Below are 15457 nucleotides of genomic sequence, written 5' to 3'. Positions count from 1 at the left end.
AATTAGCATGACACGCTGTGTTGCATTGGCCAGCCTCTGCAGGCTATCAGAAACTCCGTAGATTGTGTCCTAAGGCTCAATTAAATTCCTTAGTAATGGCATCAAGTTACTCTAAAATCTGACAGGGATAATGGAATGAGGAATGGTGATATTTAGTTCGAGTCAGGAGGGTTACTTAAGGGCAAAAAATGTGAGTTATAGGCGAGAAGTTAGCAGTTAATTTTGTGGTATTAAGTCAATAATACGATGGTTGGCTTAGATTAGATTCATGCTTATCTGAGCATCCCAGAGGCAACTTGTTGCCAGGTATCGGATGGCGTTTTAAGCGAATAGTGAGGTGGTTAAAGAAATAACAAGCCCCCTACTAATGCAAGTGCTTTGAGTGTGTAGGCTTAAAGATTAGCAGTCATGAACAGCAGTCAATACTGTAATTGGTTTTGCAGGCCCAGAATGTGACGCTACATTGGTAGTTTTTTTGGATGCCTCCAGCCACATTTTCAAGCTCATCATCAGACAGATTTTGGCGATAAGTATTTAGATCTTCTTTTGTAATTGCGAACCCAGCAGCCTTAGCAATAGCTACAATATCAGCTCCTTCTGCTTTGAGCTATTCCTGTAGTGAAGTATCGGCTTGAACCTTGGCAATGAATGCCTGGAGTTGTTCTTCTGACATTTGATTTTAGGTTTATGTGTTATATTTAGCAGTCAGCAGGAGACAGAGAGAAAAATCACACAAATCTTTCACGCCATTTAACGATAGGAAGCGGGCCTCATTGTCCCCATAGTCCTTCTACAACGCACGGCTATTTCTTTGAGACGTGATCTGTTAGGGCGAGCAAGGTGCGTTGAGCCATTACTAGTAGACAACAAATGGCCTATCGGCCTATGTCCATATTCAGCGTAAGCATTGCGTAAGCGCCTATTTGACAGCCCCTCAAAAGCCTTTCAGCACAACCATTCTCAGTCTAGGTGGTGTAATCGGCATTGATGCGCACATATTACCCTTAATCTAGTATTTGCAGCGCTTCTGCTCATAACCTATCATCGTTACCATGGTGTTACCAGATCACTGCCGCTCCTGACATCCCTCTTGCGGCGGTCCTGCCGTACCCAAAGCGTTACCAGCTCGCTCCACTAACTGTTGACGACTTCAAGCGTTCTCGATAAAAAACAGATCCCAACCGATAACAACGCCTACGTCTACAGGCGTGCAGAGCGGGGTGGTCGATGGTTCCTCTACTTCTACGACCAAGAAGCAGGAACAAGGCACCGCTTTGCTCTTAAAGATGCCAAGGGTCAATATCCCAAACCAGACATCACAGGACAAGACGATGCCTGGATGGTTGGTCTTGCTCTCTACATGGAACTCAAAGCCAAAGCAGAACGGGGAGAAGCCATCCGTTCGATCTCATTCGCTGAGATGGCTCAACAGTTCCTAGCCAAAGAACAAAAGAAGATCAGCTCTATCCCACTCCAAGGGATTACAGCTGCTCGCTACAGGTTGCTTGCCAATCAGATGCGCTGGCTCAGGGACTACGTCGGAGATGACAAAAAGCCCATTCACAAGTTTCGGCGTTCTGCCTTTTTGAACTACGAGACATGGCGCAAAGAGCGAGCCATGCAAATCGGCAAAAAGATCCCAGTGCAAACCACCATCCTCCAAGAGATGTCTGCCCTTAAACGCGCCTTTGAGGAAGTCGGCGTCGCCCATGGTTTTGTCACGCGAGAGAGCCTTCCTGAGATCCCACGCATCAAGCTGCCGAAAGACCAAAAGCACCGCCGTGATGACTTCTCAGAAAAAGAGTGGTTAGAGCTTGAAAAAAGCAGCCGGCTCTGGTGGAGCAAAGGCTTGCAACGCACTTTCGATGAACAAGGTCAGCTACTCAAAGATTCCAGCGGCAAGTACATCACAACCGTCAGCGTTGATGGCCTTTCGCCCCGCTCTGCAGCACAGCTCATCCATCGGCAACTCATCTACTACGCGATGCGCATCTCGATGGATAGCGGCATCCGTCCTGGCTCCCTACGCAAGATCAAGTGGAAGCACATCTCAGAGAACACCGCTATCCCCAAAGCAGAAAGGAAGACATGGATCATTGTTGAGGTGCCGCCAGAGAACACCAAAACAGCTCGCTATTACCGCATCTCTGCTCCCATCGCTCGTCACCTTGAGACCCTCAGAGATATCACCAGATTCAAGAAGCCCGACGACTTGCTTTTTGTCAATCAACGGACAGGGCAAGCCTTTAGTGAACGCATCTGGAAAGACGCTTTCGCTGAGGCATTAGTAGAGGCACGACTCGCCGATTGGGCAGATGATGACAGCAACAACCAAAGACGCATCAACATCCACTCCGGCAAGAACCTCACCTGGTACAGCTTTCGACACACTCACATCAGCATGCGTCTTAAAGCCGGTGTACCAGTTCCTGTGATTGCAGCTAACACCGACACCAGCATGAAATACATAGAAGACCATTATTTCCACTACCGAGCCGATGAAGCAACAGATCTACTTAGCAAAGGCAGAAAGACAATTAAAGCTGCAGAAAATCAACTCCATTGGATTGGTTAGATCAAACAATAAAACACGTATCACCAACACGAACTCATGGGTCAAAGCAAGCAAAATAAGTTCAATACAACATCAAAGTCCAAGGCCTTCTTTCCCATCAAGCAGCATCGATTTGATTCTTCAAAGCATCCCATCATTCAATCAAATCAAAAGTGTGCATCACGCATGACAACGATGCTATCTGCGCAAGAAGATCAAATGCTAGAAGGTCTTATTAACTCTTTTCAATGCAATCAAAGGGAAGCCATTCGCATTGCCTTACACGAGGTCTCTAGAAGCGGTTTCAAGGCCCTGCAAAGCACCTCTAGATCGCAAGAGCATCAACAGTAGACAAGGGTCATGCAGGGCGCTCTAGGCCTCTCTCGGTCAGTCTTCCTAAAGCAGAAAAGCATCAGGCAATCGGCTTGGCCGATCAACTCGAACTTACAGACAAAGAAATCCTCAGGCTTGCAATCATCTGGCTCGCTAAAGCCATCAAAGATGAAACCATCACCAAGCTGCAAGACACTCCCAAGCTCTCTCAAGATTCATTGGCTAAGCAATGGAGCCAAACCCACAAAGGCGAGCCATCCAAACTCACAAAGCTCAAAGCATCAGCCAAGGCTGCTTACCAAAAAGCAGAAGCATTGGGCCAAGAAAAAGACAAGCAGCTCTACGAGCAACGGGGTTTGATGATGCAGCAGCTTGGCGATCAAGCACAGCTAACAACTATCGACGCCATGCTGCAGCGAGAAGCAGGCGATCTCATCGATCAGATCATCAATGACTTCAAAGACACAGAAGCTCTAGGTCAAAAAGAAGAGGAGATCTTCCGCATCATGATCTCTTACCAGATTTGGGATGAGCAGCTCGCAACTGAGATCTGGCAACAAGAGCAACAACGAAAACAAGCAGAAGCCTTAGAACCTCAAATGACAGATGACATGCTCGATGAATGGCTAAAGGGCATTAGAGAAGAGACTCAAGACACAGAAGATCCCCCAACTCCTACCCCCTTACAGCTGATGGCTCATCAACCTCGAGAGCACCTCACACCAGAAGAGCTAATCATCAAACGCTTCTTTGATGCTCTTGACTGAAAACCATTGCTAGCACTAGAAAAAGACACCTACCCCCCTACTCTAAGAGGAAAGACAACATAGACATACCAACACCATGACGACACTCACTACCGCTAAAGAAAAGCTTTGCCGCTCCATGCTTAGCAAAGTCAGCATCTACGAAAAGATGTTGCTAACAGCACAAGAAGATAAAGACACACAGACAATCAAACACCTCTACCAACACCACACTCATCTAATGAACAGGCTTGAGAGGTTGCTCTGCTCATAAGGACCACACACTATTTACGCAAGACACAACAGCTCCTTAGCTCCCTATTGCTGATCGTGCGGTGAACGAGCGAGCAAAGCGAGCGAGTGAACCACCATCTTTAATACAACTTCCTTCACTAGCTCTTACTGGAACAGAAGGAGTTACGAATGAAGATCTCACTTGGCTTAGCCACTGACGACAAACCAATTGCTGAAGTTGATGCGACCTAATCGCTGCAAGCAAAAACATGCCAGATAATGAGTGACCTTTTAAGCGTTCAAACCCAGTGCAGCATTCCCTTCGTCTCTCCTTATCGCTTGCTGGTGTTGCTGCTCTTGCCTTAGCCAACACTCCCATCCAGTCAGTCGCTGCTCAAGACGATGGCAGTGCAGCAGACCTGGGCGTGATGGAGATCAACCTTAAAGACGCTGTGCAGTTCAACTGGGGTTTTCAAGGTGCACTACAAGGAGCAGGTACTCCCAATCAAGCCGGCATTGGAGCCTTCCTACCGATTGCCGTTGGTGAGAACAGCGTTTGGTTCATTGATGCTTTAGCCAATGCCAACTTCGCTGACCGCGGTAATTACTCAAGCTAGGCAACGGTATTCTTGTTGTTGTTGATACGCTGGAAGTGCGTTGAGGCTCATTATTACCAAAAAAAGCCCTGGACATATGCCCAGGGCGATGAAAGGAGAAGCGCTTAGATCGTGTTATTAATCAAGCTAGAAAATCCGTATTGTTGTACAGACTCGCTAATTCATTATCGACTGAGAGAGCATGAGAGCGACGAACTGCAGATTCAGCATTGATTGTGCCTGCACCGTAGGTGTCGTCACGCCCTGTAGCTCCTAAATCCATGGCACTTGTTGTCAGGATATCTCTAACCTCTCCGCCAGTTAGAGATAAATTTTCACTCCAAACAAGAGCAGCAACTCCAGCTACATTGGGGTTTGCACACGAGGTTCCGCCAAAAGATCTTTGCCATCCGTTCGCATCAATAGATTGACTGTCTGTCGGTGCTACTAATGTAAGGTTATCGCCTCTATTGGAATAACCAGCAAGTTCAGTTCCTGTAACATTAGTAAGTGAACCACCAGTAATAGCATCGATTTCTTCTGTGCCTGTGAACTTCAGAGCACCGACACTAGCAATATTGTCATTTGTAGTTTGTGCTTTGGCTAGACCTGAAACACTAGTTAGATAGTCGTCGTCATCGAGGTTGCCACCTGGGCCACCGTTACCGGCTGCGATGGCAAAGAAGCCATAATCTGCTGTTTCATCTAGAGCAGTTTGCATTTCTGCCTTGGTTGCGCCATGGGTCCACCAACCTTCACCTTGAATACCACCTTGAAAGACTAGTCTTTGACTACAATCGCGTTGATCTTTGGCATCTTCAATTGAATCGTAGAGTGAATCACCTCCACCATAAACATTGTAGGCCCAAAGTTCACTTCCAGGAGCAATACCTGCCAAGTTTTGACTATCATGTTTGGCAGCCATCACACTCATGGCTCGATGTCCATGGGAGTTATTTGACTTGCCGGTTTGGTTGACAACATGATCAATTTCATCATGAGCATCAGTTGCACTTCCTGCAACATCATTAAGACCAGTATCCAGAGATACGAGAACAACATCTTCTGAACCTTTGTTGAATCGCCAAGCACCTCCTGCATCCATGGCTTGTAGATTCCATTGTTCTTTTGTACTGTCGCTCATTCCTTCTCTAATGCGGTAGCTATCGTCTTCGGTGGTAATCTTCTCAAAACCTTGTAGATAAATCTCATCTCCATTTTTGAGGCTCAAGATGTCGAAAGCTGTGCCTTGATAAATGGCCTGTTCGCCGATTGTTGTGTAATCAGTCAGACCGCTGAAGGTTTCGCCATTGAAGCTCTTGATGTCTGCACTATCAATACCATTAAGTATTAGTTCGTCGGTTCCACCACGAGCTTTGTAAATTCTACCTGAATCAAATTGTGAACCTACCCATGATAATGCATCCAGATCATGATAAGTAAAAGTGTTGGCTTCAATGTCACCATCAAATGTACTCCAGTCAAGAGCATCAATCATTGTTAATGTTTCATCAAAGTCTTCTATATTTTCCCTTATACCTCCGAAGACAGCATCAATATCCACATCAAAGTCCCAGTTACTGCGTCTATCGAGGTAGCTTTCCGCAGCATCGATCTTGCCGTTAAGATCGACAAGGAATCGATCTTCTGATAGGTCTAGTGTGTATGATCCAAGATCAACACTTTCTCCTGTAGTGGTGTGGGTTGCATTGACTTGAGCTTCAACATTACCAAGTTTCATTGTTGATAATGGGCCCCAACTCAAGCCAAAAACATCTGAGAAATCCAACCTATTATCATTTAAGAAATCGCCATCATAATTGATTCTGATTGCACCATCTTCAAAGACTTCTTTTTTCGTGCCATCGTGTGATGCATCATAAATTCGGGTATAACCATAATCAAATAGACTCACTGCACCAAAGTCCCATTGCTTGATGCTGATGCTTAGATCGACATCGTTTAGATCGACATCGTATGGTCGTGGGTTATGCCTGAAAGAGTGTCGATCTAAACCTTTGCTAAATGGGTTGCGTGAACCACCTTCTTCGCCAGCTTCATGTTCACCATTTGTGCGATCTTCGGGTAACCCCTGTTGGGCTTTTCTTGCTATCCAGTTTAGCCTTCCGAAGGAAAACCTATTTGATTTCCGTTCGAACTGGCCTTGATGGTTGAATTCATCAGGTGATTCATCGCGATCTTGCTGATTTGCACTGGAAGAGAAACCTTGCTGATTGAATGAACGAAATGGCTGTCTTAGGTTTCGTCTAAATGTATTTGGACCATGTTGATTGCCTGTAATCGTATCTTCCAGTCTTGTGGAATGATGAACATTGAATGTTTCTTGCCTCTCAAAAGATAGTCTACTATAGCGAGGATAATCTTTGGTTGTGTTGTTTGCATTTGAGGCTCCCTTAGCTTCTAGCTCAAAGGGCTGCTCTTGTTCAGTCATCTCGCCACTATTGGAGTAATAGTGGCTTGAATGCCCCGAGCCAAGATGAGTGTTCTGACTGTCTATTGGCTTTGCTAAATTTAGTGATTCACTGATGAAGTCTCTGCGCTCTGATTGCTTGTTATTTGAGCGGATACTTCTGAAGAGCCGTTTCATGATTAGAGAAAAGGCAAAGCCTTTTGAATGACTCAATCAATTTCGCTCAATGTCATGACTTTAGATGTGATCCAGAACCTTTTGAGTCACGAACTTGCTCATATTCAATTGTGACGTAGGTCACACCTTTATTTGTGCATATCGATTGATTAGAAGTGATTTGGATGGTGAATCTGATTATTCTAGATCAGTCTTGTGACTAATCCTATCAATAGCCTTGCTTTTTAGCTCTCTATTTAGTTGCGGCTTGCTTATTCAGTCAATGACAGCCTCTGTAACCTGTGCTTGTAGTTGTCGCTGCAGTTGTTGTGACTGCTGATCAATAATCGCTGTCGCTAGGTGGATGGGACCCAACTGGCGTGATTGCGAGGGATACAGCGGGCCTGGGAAAACCCGCTTAAAAACGAAACGCCTACTTGAACCCTCTATCCCGATTCGAATGGTTCTTTTTTATGTTCTGAGAAGCAAAAATGCTTGTGCGATCTAGCCCCTGAGTAGTGCGAAAGGGTAGTGCGGGGGCGTTTAGAGACGCTTGATCGAAAGGAGTAATTCTTCCTACTGACGCCTTGTTGTTGTTTGCTTTGACCTAGATCAGGAGTCCGAGGACGTAGAAACCCTGAAAACCTCTCCTGGACTTGAGAGCATCCAACGCGGGTGCCCTTCTTCATGTCAGTTATTTGTGCAAATTGCAGAAAAAATGGACATGTTCTTGTTGCTTGTGCTCAAACTCATTTCTGGTATTGAGCCAAGACACTACTTGCCAAAAGAATTGCAGAGAATCTATGGATAGCGGTGAAGGATGAAAACAAAAAGTCGCCACCGCTTTAGGAGGAGAAAACAAATAAACAAAAGCCCCGCTTCATGGCGGGGTTTTTTGATGGTTAGTCATCAAAGTTTTTCCATCTTCTTTTACAGCAGTTGATGTGGCCTGATAGCTGCAAGCAAAAACATGCCAGATAATGAGTGACCTTTTAAGCGTTCAATCCCAGTGCAGCGTTCCCTTCGTCTTCCTCTGTCGCTTGCTGGTGCTGCTGCTCTTGCCTTAGCCAACACTCCCATCCAGCCAGTCGCTGCTCAAGAGGCAGGTGGCGCAGATGATCTCGGGGTGATGGAGATCAACCTCAAGGATGCGGTCAAGTTTAACTGGGGTTTTCAAGGCGCACTACAAGGAGCTGGAACACCAAATCAGGCGGGCATTGGTGGGTTCCTGCCAATCGCTGTTGGCGAGAACAGCGTCTTCTTTGCTGATGTTCTTCTCAATGCAAACTTTGCTGATTACGACGGCAATAGCAGCAGCATCAATACCGAAGTCGGTGGTGGTTACTCAACGTCAACGCGCCTGGGGTATCGCTGGCTGAACAGCGACCGCAGCTGGATGTATGGGCTGAATGCTGGTTACGACAGCCGCTCGCTGAAATCTGGTGATGCCGATACCGGCGTCAACGTCACCAACAAGAAGACCGTCGGGTTCCAGCAGATCGCACTGAATGCAGAAGCTGTTTCCAATAGCTGGACCTTGAACGGCTATGGACTGATTCCTGTTGGTGATGTCGAGCAGAAGCTCAATAGTGTTTACCAAGGCGGTGCATTGAACACCTATGGATTGGATGCTGGATATTTTATTACTCCAGTTTTGAAAGCATCAGTTGGTTATTACTACCAACACCGTGAGCAAGAACATGTCGATGGTTCTGGTGTGCGTGGACGCTTGGCCTATGAGATCAGCAACGGTTTAACAGCTGGTGTGAATGTCTCCTACGACGAAGCATTCGAAACAAGAGTTTCAGCCGATATTAAAGTTCGCTTTGGTGGTGCAGGTACAACAGCCCAGCGCAAAGAAGTTCAACAACTACCAGTGATTAATGCCCTAAAATCAACGCCAAGCAATAGGGATGTGCGGGTGCATGATTATGAGACGTCGTCCTGCACAGGTATGCGCTCATTGATAGAAATAGACGGGCCGAACTGGAACTACTCGTATTGTGATCAGTGGAACAAACCTGGGACAAACACTTTTAATTGAAACACCTCCTCGCCATCCCAATCGCACTGCTTCCATCAGCAGTCTTGACTGAGCAGTTCACGCCGCAGCAGATGCTTGGGATGACCATTGTAATCATTTAGTTATTCAATAGGCACGAAATCTTTTTCAGTGCCATTCACGAGTATTCCCCTGGTGTGTGAGACACTAACTCCAAAAGCCCTTGCAATTACAGGGGTTTTTTATTTCTTTAAGTACCTCACTATTGGCTTGAAACAACCATCGATACCTGGCACATATTCATCAACACAGCCTGAATAGTGACGCACCAACGTGGCAGGTTCTTGCCTATAAGCTGCTTGTAATGGTGTGCGACTGATCGGAACAAGGTGATTCAGCTCTGGCAATAATTACCCAGCGAAACTAAGCCAGTTATAAACTTATATTCTATTAGTACCAACTTTAGTCCTGACCGAAACCCATTCCAAACACTACAAATCAGACCATACCCCCCTACTCTAAGAGGAAAGACAACATAGACATACCAACACCATGACGACACTCACTACCGCTAAAGAAAAGCTTTGCCGCTCCATGCTCTGCAAAGTAGGCATCTACGAAAAGATGTTGCTAACAGCACAAGAAGATAAAGACACACAGACAATCAAACACCTCTACCAACAGCACACTCATCTAATGAACAGGCTTGAAAGGTTGCTCTGCTCATAAGCACCACACACCATTTACGCAAGACATCACAGTTCCTTAGCTCCCTATTGCTGATCGTGCGGTGAACGAGCGAGCAAAGCGAGCGAGTGAACCACCATCTTGAATACAACTTCCTTCACTCCTTAAACTTATCAATAAATGCCTACTCAATCATTACGCCCCAAGCAAGCCCAACCCAACGCAAGACAACAACTCAAAGTTCAACAGCTACTCATACCTGAAATAGAAAAGCTACAACACATGGAACTACAAGCGCAACAACCACTTACCATTAACAAACCAATCAAACAGATACCTAAGCCAACACATAAAAAAGGAGCTAACCGATTAGAAGCTCCTTATACAAAAACTAATCCAGCTAAGCCTGGTAAGCCATCACCAGCTGAACTTAAAAAGCAAAAGCAGGAAATGCTGGACTGGTTAAATAACGTGAGGATTGTTTAGCGCATTTTTTCATTTCTAGTTATAAGGGTCCCATCCAGCCAAACCAGTCTTATTTGCTTTCTCAAAATCAGCTTTTGTCATACCTGAACCAGAACCATGTCCAGCTAAGAAATCCTCGGAACTTCCCCCCTTCACTGTATCTCCAGACGAACCCTGACCCCTCAATCCACCACTAACACTCTTTAACTCGTCAGCAGATAGTTCCTCATTCATTTCTTCGTTTTCTTTTGGATTAGTCATTAGTCAGAACTCCCTAAGATAACCACACCAGACTTATTAGCTCTTTCAAAATCAGCTTTTGTCATTCCCGAACCAGACCCATGAGGCTTCCTCAGAGAAGTTCCAACGTCACAGATTTCCGACAACTTACTTGGTCTCAACATCGTGTCGTTATCACGAATGACAATCCCACCACTAACACTCTTTAACTCGTCAGTTGAGAGTTCCTCGTTGATTTCTTCGTTTGTCTTGTTGGGTTCAGTCATTTGTTTGTTTTTGAGATGTTGGATTGGTTGAATAACGTGAGGATTGGCTAGTCTTATTACAAGAACGGATTCGAATCATTCTCATCCCCTAGTGATATTCTCTGACTGTTCCTTCTGTCCTCCAGATTACTTAGAGAAGGATTACTAGATTGTTGGCTGAACTGGGTGCCGAGTCTGTCTAAACCCATTCCCCCGCCAGCTGCATTCTTCAACTCGTCAATAGATAGTTCCTCGTTGATTTCTTCGTTTTCAGTTGGTTCAGCCATTAGGTGTAAATACTCTTTCCTGAGTATAGCTAACTTCAGAGGAATTGCTGGGACTGTAATAATGGATGAACCTAGCTGAGCTTATCGCTCTCTTCCTATTGGACCAACTTCATTTTTACTTACAGGACCTGTATCTAATCTAACTTTATAAATAGGATCACACATGGAATCTGGATTGATAATCAGCAATTGCTTACTTCTTATTAATGCACCACCTATAATTCCCTGTAGCTCTTCAATCGTAAGCTCGTTGTTTGTCATTGGTTTGGATTGGTTGAATAATGTGAGGATTGGTCAGGGCTATTTACACTTCATCACCAATAATAGAAACTAGACCTGTTCTAATCTTGTACTTGTTATTATGAGACTAAAGAAAGGCCGGTACTGCAACAGCGCGTTCGACGGCGTCGCCTATTCCTCGCAATCCAACTTTATGACCAGGATCAATAATAAAATTTGGATGGATAATCACTCTCCGTTGATTTGAGCGTGAAATTCTTGAACTGAAGCCGTCCAACTTCGCAAATACACCACCACCGTTGATGGACTGTAGCTCTTCAATCGTAAGTTCGTTGTTAGTCATTGGTTTGAATTGTTGTGAGGGAAATCTCCCTCTGACAAGCACATCCTCTACCAATTCCTCTACTACGTCATTGATCCGAATCATTCCTGGTTGTGATGTTGGTCACACCTTGCCGAAGGAATTACCAGAAAAAAATAATTTCAAATTGGGCTTAGGTTTTATGACACAAATGTCTGAACCGCTTTAACGTATGTAGATAACCCTCATTGTCCCCATAACCACCCTGCAACGCACGTCTATTTCCTTGAGACGTGATCTGTTAGAGCGAACAATGTGCATTGAGTCGTGAGCACCAGAGCGAAGGATCCAATGAGCACTACGTCTTTTACAACTGTTACCACTGCGTTACCAGCGATATCCAATCAGCTCAAACGCCTTTCTACACAATGAATCTCCGCCTAGGTGGTGTAATCGGCGTTGATGCGCACATATTGATCTGAAAGGTCGCAGCCCCAGGCCATGCCATCGCCCGATCCATCACCCACAACCAAACGAATCCTCACTGTGTCATCACATAAATAACTCCCATCAACCCGCTCATGGATATAGCGAGATGCAGCAATCCGATCAAAAGGCAAGGGTTCACCGAATTCCATTAACTGATGAGGGCCCAACCAAAGGGCTACTGCTGCAGGATCAAAAGACACACCAGCACGCCCTGCAGCCGCGAGGATTCGCCCCCAGTTGGGGTCACGACCATGGACGGCCGTTTTCACTAAAGAGGAGCCGCAAACAGTACGGGCAATACGGCGAGCCTCAACATCGCCAACAACACCCTCTACCTGAACCTCCAGTAAACAGGTGGCACCTTCACCATCACGAGCGATGGCCTTGGCGAGCTGCTGGGCAGCCACTAAAAGGCCAACCTCTAAAGCCTGCAGATGTTCTCGATCTAGAGGTTCACCAGCTGCAAAAGCCAACAGCGAATCATTCGTACTGGTATCACCATCCACCGTAATCGCATTAAAGGAGCGATCAACAACCCGCTTCAGCATTGCTTGCCATACATCTACTGCAACACCGACATCACAACTTAAATAGCCCAGCATCGTTGCCATATCAGGATGGATCATTCCTGATCCCTTAGCCATCCCGCCGATACGAACTAAACGCCCACCAAGCTCTGCCTCGAGAGCAACTTGTTTCTCTACTAAATCGGTCGTAAGGATTGCGCAGGCCGCTTCCGCACCACCCTCATCGTTAAGTGCTTCCACAAGGGTATCCAAGCCTGCAAGCAGAGTGTCTATCGGGATCGGTACACCAATTACACCGGTTGAACAAATCAAAACCTGCTCAACTGGAAGCCCAAGTCGATCAGCCAGAGCCTGAGTGACTCGAATGCTATCGAGCCAACCGCGTTCACCGGTGCAAGCATTCGCCTGGCCAGAATTAATCAACACAGTCCGTGCCGTACCACCACAAGCCTGCAAATGATCCACACAAAGATCAACACAAGCTGCACGCACCAATGACGTGGTGAACGTCCCTGCACAAACAGCACCTTCTGGAGCCAAAAGTAACGCAAGATCCGGCTTGCCAGATTCCTTCAAGCCAGCTGTGATGCCTGCCGCCTGAAAGCCGAAAGGTGCCGTGAGGCCACCAGAGATGGGGCGCCAAAGGGAGGCAAGCGCAACACTCACGGCCTTAGGAGACAAACTAAACACATCCTCCACCTACACGATGACCACCGAGCCAGAAAGCCCGGTAGCACTCCCACGTTGGCAGGGGCCGCAACGACGCATCGGTCTTACCGGCGGCATCGCCAGTGGTAAGAGCAGCGTTGGGCACTACCTCGCGGAGCAACACGCCCTGCCTGTGCTGGATGCCGATTTGTACGCCCGAGAGGCCCTAGCCCCTGCCAGCACAGCCACCATGGCCGTGCTGGCACGCTATGGAAGCGCAGTAAGAAAAGCAGGCCAACGCAGTCAAGCCAGCCTCGATCGCCCAGCCCTAGGGCGAATTGTATTTAGCGATACCCGCGAACGCCGCTGGCTGGAGCAGCTCGTTCATCCCATCGTTGCAAAGCGCTTTGATATGGCTCTGGGGGATCTCTCAGCAGAGCCGGTGGTGGTGCTGATGGTGCCGCTGCTGTTCGAAGCCAAACTCACAGGCCTCTGCAGTGAAGTGTGGTTGGTGGATTGCAGTCCAACACAGCAATATCAACGGCTCATCGCTCGCGATGGCCTCACACTCAAAGAAGCAGAGCAACGCATCTCCGCTCAATGGCCACTGGAAATCAAACGGCCGCTGGCAGATCTCGTGATAGACAACACTGGCATACCTGGAGCATGGCGAAGTCAAATCTCACCAATCTGACAAATAGACCTCATTACACCTTCAACAGATGGAAAACCTGATCCCAATTTGTAATTTTGCTTTCAGGTACGCAACCTTCAACTATCAAGACTTTCCTCAGTTAGAGCCAAAATCTCCTGCCAGGAAGTAACATTATCAGAGGACTAATTCACTAAGGCCAGATACAAGCAAAATGGATATATCCTTGCAGTGCCATAAGAGGCTATCCCTAGAATCAATTTATCTGATTCAGCATCTTCTTAAAATTATTACCCAAAAAAGCATCAGAAGCTGGTGAAGCCTATACTTATTTAAGGCTATTTCTGATATAAGGTTGACAACATACAGAGAGAGAAACTCCACTCCCTCGCGCAAATCGACGCTATAGTCTTATATCATACTGGTCACAAGCGCACACCTCTCTAACAAACTCATCCTGCGCAGCTGTCCGCTCAATTACTTCCTTACCTGCCAAGTCCGTAATGGTGACGAAATGTCCTTAGAGGATGACCTTTGGATCTACACAAACAATGAATGGGACGTCCGCGCCAATCTCTAGGTGTGAGCACAATCACTAGACAATGAGACTTTACTCAAAGACTCAGCTCCGGATTGAGAGCAAGGTGAGGTCACTCAAAAGAGTTCCTCACCCCCATGAAAAATCCCATAAGCCTACTTTCGACAATCACCTTCGGCAGCACAACCCTTCTGACCCCACTTAGCGCATTCAGCCAGACATTAAGCAATAAACTAATAGCCTTTGATTGCTTCGATCGTGAAACCAAGGCTCTAATAGCACGAAGCACTGAAGACATCACTAGTCCAGCACTTAGTTGTCTACCTATCCCCGATGTAGCACTAGCACCAATCGCTGAAGAGAGTGCCATCCCACAAGATGGACATGCTGAAGCCAATATGAATATTGAACAGTCGCAGCCAAGCGGTCCCAATATAGGCGAAATCATCATCGGAGCCGCTGCTCAAGAAGGTTTTCGATCCCTATTTGGAACCTACGACCAAGTTGACAACTCCGTGACTAACAACACTGCGATCCACAATGGCGATCGCTGCTATGTAGAAGGAATGGGTAACATCTGTGGCAATGGAAATAGTACGGGCGATATTGGGTCAGGGAATACTTCAGATTCAGGGAATACTTCAAATTCAGGGAATACTGTTTTAATTCCTAAATTGCCGCCAAAAAGCACTATTGTCCTGCCTCACTTAATACCAAACAAAAACTTATTACCGGCCACAAAAACACCAGCCCCAAAAACAACGATCACAAAAAGAAACCCAAAAACAGGCAAGCGCATCTCAGTAAAAAGAAACCCCAAAACAGGTAAGCGCATCTCAGTAAAAAGAAACCCAACAACAGGTAAGCGCATCTTAGTAAAAAGAAACCCAACAACAGGTAAGCGCCTCTTAGTAAAAAGAAACCCAACAACAGGTAAGCGCATCTCTATCAAGCAGAAAAAGTAGATCACTATCCCTAGGCGACAACAAATGCTAAAAAAATTGACAGGAAAAATCACCACAGGGAGGCAACCTATTGCAAAGCTTGCAAAGTAGAAAATAAAGTACCAATCATTTATCAAAGGCC

At 46.3% G+C, this 15457-nt stretch carries 15 protein-coding genes and 2 pseudogenes; 9 read left to right on the top strand and 8 right to left on the bottom strand.

What is annotated here, in order from left to right; all coding sequences use genetic code 11:
* Positions 1–406 precede the first annotated feature (406 nt).
* Positions 407–673, bottom strand: a pseudogene (locus tag SIB80_RS01930) (Nif11-like leader peptide family natural product precursor).
* A 468-nt stretch (positions 674–1141) separates the two neighbouring features.
* Between SIB80_RS01930 and SIB80_RS01925 the strand changes: the two are divergent.
* From SIB80_RS01925 to SIB80_RS01910, 4 genes and pseudogenes are all read left to right on the top strand, one after another.
* Entirely contained in the window at positions 1142–2575 is a 1434-nt protein-coding gene (locus SIB80_RS01925) for a site-specific integrase (protein WP_063420654.1), read from the top strand.
* A gap of 404 nt (positions 2576–2979) precedes the next feature.
* Positions 2980–3654 (top strand): hypothetical protein, encoded by a 675-nt coding sequence (locus SIB80_RS01920; RefSeq protein WP_063420656.1) that lies wholly within the window; start codon positions 2980–2982, stop codon positions 3652–3654.
* Between the two features lie 76 nt (positions 3655–3730).
* The gene (locus tag SIB80_RS01915; protein WP_169189949.1) at positions 3731–3907 is read left to right on the top strand and encodes a hypothetical protein; all 177 of its coding nucleotides are present in this window, start codon (positions 3731–3733) and stop codon (positions 3905–3907) included.
* A gap of 268 nt (positions 3908–4175) precedes the next feature.
* Positions 4176–4481 (top strand): annotated as a pseudogene (locus SIB80_RS01910) (carbamoyl-phosphate synthase); the annotation flags it as partial.
* Between the two features lie 124 nt (positions 4482–4605).
* Here SIB80_RS01910 and SIB80_RS01905 read toward each other — a convergent pair.
* Positions 4606–7071 (bottom strand): S8 family serine peptidase, encoded by a 2466-nt coding sequence (locus SIB80_RS01905; protein WP_063420658.1) that lies wholly within the window; start codon positions 7069–7071, stop codon positions 4606–4608.
* Between the two features lie 988 nt (positions 7072–8059).
* Between SIB80_RS01905 and SIB80_RS01900 the strand changes: the two genes are divergently transcribed.
* The 3 genes from SIB80_RS01900 to SIB80_RS01890 all read left to right on the top strand — a co-directional run bounded on the left by SIB80_RS01900 (position 8060) and on the right by SIB80_RS01890 (position 10225).
* Complete coding sequence (locus SIB80_RS01900) at positions 8060–9094, top strand: carbamoyl-phosphate synthase (RefSeq protein ID WP_236066171.1); 1035 nt, start codon at positions 8060–8062, stop codon at positions 9092–9094.
* A gap of 510 nt (positions 9095–9604) precedes the next feature.
* A complete protein-coding gene (locus SIB80_RS01895) occupies positions 9605–9781 on the top strand; it encodes a hypothetical protein (RefSeq protein ID WP_169189921.1) in 177 nt (58 codons plus the stop codon).
* A gap of 138 nt (positions 9782–9919) precedes the next feature.
* Positions 9920–10225, top strand: coding sequence for a hypothetical protein (locus SIB80_RS01890; protein ID WP_063420659.1), 306 nt, complete (start codon positions 9920–9922; stop codon positions 10223–10225).
* 15 nt (positions 10226–10240) lie between these two features.
* Here the strand turns inward: SIB80_RS01890 and SIB80_RS01885 are convergent, their stop codons facing one another.
* The 6 genes from SIB80_RS01885 to argJ form a co-directional block, all read right to left on the bottom strand.
* The gene (locus SIB80_RS01885; RefSeq protein ID WP_063420660.1) at positions 10241–10465 is read right to left on the bottom strand and encodes a CCRG-2 family RiPP; all 225 of its coding nucleotides are present in this window, start codon (positions 10463–10465) and stop codon (positions 10241–10243) included.
* Positions 10465–10710 carry a CCRG-2 family RiPP gene (locus SIB80_RS01880; protein WP_063420661.1) on the bottom strand — a complete coding sequence of 82 codons (246 nt, stop codon included), beginning with the start codon at positions 10708–10710 and terminating at the stop codon, positions 10465–10467. The genes SIB80_RS01885 and SIB80_RS01880 overlap by 1 nt, the downstream gene beginning before the upstream one ends.
* A 56-nt stretch (positions 10711–10766) precedes the next feature.
* Positions 10767–10976, bottom strand: coding sequence for a CCRG-2 family RiPP (locus tag SIB80_RS01875; protein WP_063420662.1), 210 nt, complete (start codon positions 10974–10976; stop codon positions 10767–10769).
* A gap of 81 nt (positions 10977–11057) precedes the next feature.
* Positions 11058–11237, bottom strand: a complete 180-nt coding sequence (locus SIB80_RS01870; protein ID WP_097519257.1) for a CCRG-2 family RiPP — start codon at positions 11235–11237, stop codon at positions 11058–11060.
* Positions 11238–11343: 106 nt separating this feature from the next.
* Positions 11344–11559: a CCRG-2 family RiPP gene (locus SIB80_RS01865; protein WP_097519258.1), complete on the bottom strand. Its 216-nt coding sequence runs from the start codon at positions 11557–11559 to the stop codon at positions 11344–11346.
* A 398-nt stretch (positions 11560–11957) separates the two neighbouring features.
* Complete coding sequence (argJ, locus tag SIB80_RS01860) at positions 11958–13232, bottom strand: bifunctional glutamate N-acetyltransferase/amino-acid acetyltransferase ArgJ (protein ID WP_063420664.1); 1275 nt, start codon at positions 13230–13232, stop codon at positions 11958–11960.
* 7 nt (positions 13233–13239) lie between these two features.
* On the opposite strand from argJ, the gene coaE reads away from it, so the two are divergent.
* Both coaE and SIB80_RS01850 read left to right on the top strand, forming a co-directional pair.
* Positions 13240–13875 (top strand): dephospho-CoA kinase, encoded by a 636-nt coding sequence (gene coaE, locus SIB80_RS01855; RefSeq protein ID WP_063420665.1) that lies wholly within the window; start codon positions 13240–13242, stop codon positions 13873–13875.
* A 633-nt stretch (positions 13876–14508) separates the two neighbouring features.
* Entirely contained in the window at positions 14509–15336 is an 828-nt protein-coding gene (locus SIB80_RS01850; RefSeq protein WP_063420666.1) for a hypothetical protein, read from the top strand.
* Positions 15337–15457: the final 121 nt, after the last annotated feature.

Origin of the sequence: Prochlorococcus sp. MIT 1327, from assembly GCF_047304785.1 — a bacterium.
Lineage (GTDB): Bacteria > Cyanobacteriota > Cyanobacteriia > PCC-6307 > Cyanobiaceae > Prochlorococcus > Prochlorococcus marinus_D.
This window is presented reverse-complemented; position numbering and strand designations above follow the sequence as displayed.

What these genes read in the sequence shown, in the direction of transcription:
- SIB80_RS01915 (WP_169189949.1), top strand. Translation starts at nt 3,731, where the DNA reads ATGACGACACTCACTACCGCTAAAGAAAAGCTTTGCCGCTCCATGCTT.
- SIB80_RS01905 (WP_063420658.1), bottom strand. Translation starts at nt 7,071, where the DNA reads ATGAAACGGCTCTTCAGAAGTATCCGCTCAAATAACAAGCAATCAGAG.
- SIB80_RS01895 (WP_169189921.1), top strand. Translation starts at nt 9,605, where the DNA reads ATGACGACACTCACTACCGCTAAAGAAAAGCTTTGCCGCTCCATGCTC.
- SIB80_RS01890 (WP_063420659.1), top strand. Translation starts at nt 9,920, where the DNA reads ATGCCTACTCAATCATTACGCCCCAAGCAAGCCCAACCCAACGCAAGA.
- SIB80_RS01885 (WP_063420660.1), bottom strand. Translation starts at nt 10,465, where the DNA reads ATGACTAATCCAAAAGAAAACGAAGAAATGAATGAGGAACTATCTGCT.
- SIB80_RS01880 (WP_063420661.1), bottom strand. Translation starts at nt 10,710, where the DNA reads ATGACTGAACCCAACAAGACAAACGAAGAAATCAACGAGGAACTCTCA.
- SIB80_RS01875 (WP_063420662.1), bottom strand. Translation starts at nt 10,976, where the DNA reads ATGGCTGAACCAACTGAAAACGAAGAAATCAACGAGGAACTATCTATT.
- SIB80_RS01870 (WP_097519257.1), bottom strand. Translation starts at nt 11,237, where the DNA reads ATGACAAACAACGAGCTTACGATTGAAGAGCTACAGGGAATTATAGGT.
- SIB80_RS01865 (WP_097519258.1), bottom strand. Translation starts at nt 11,559, where the DNA reads ATGACTAACAACGAACTTACGATTGAAGAGCTACAGTCCATCAACGGT.
- coaE (WP_063420665.1), top strand. Translation starts at nt 13,240, where the DNA reads ATGACCACCGAGCCAGAAAGCCCGGTAGCACTCCCACGTTGGCAGGGG.
- SIB80_RS01850 (WP_063420666.1), top strand. Translation starts at nt 14,509, where the DNA reads ATGAAAAATCCCATAAGCCTACTTTCGACAATCACCTTCGGCAGCACA.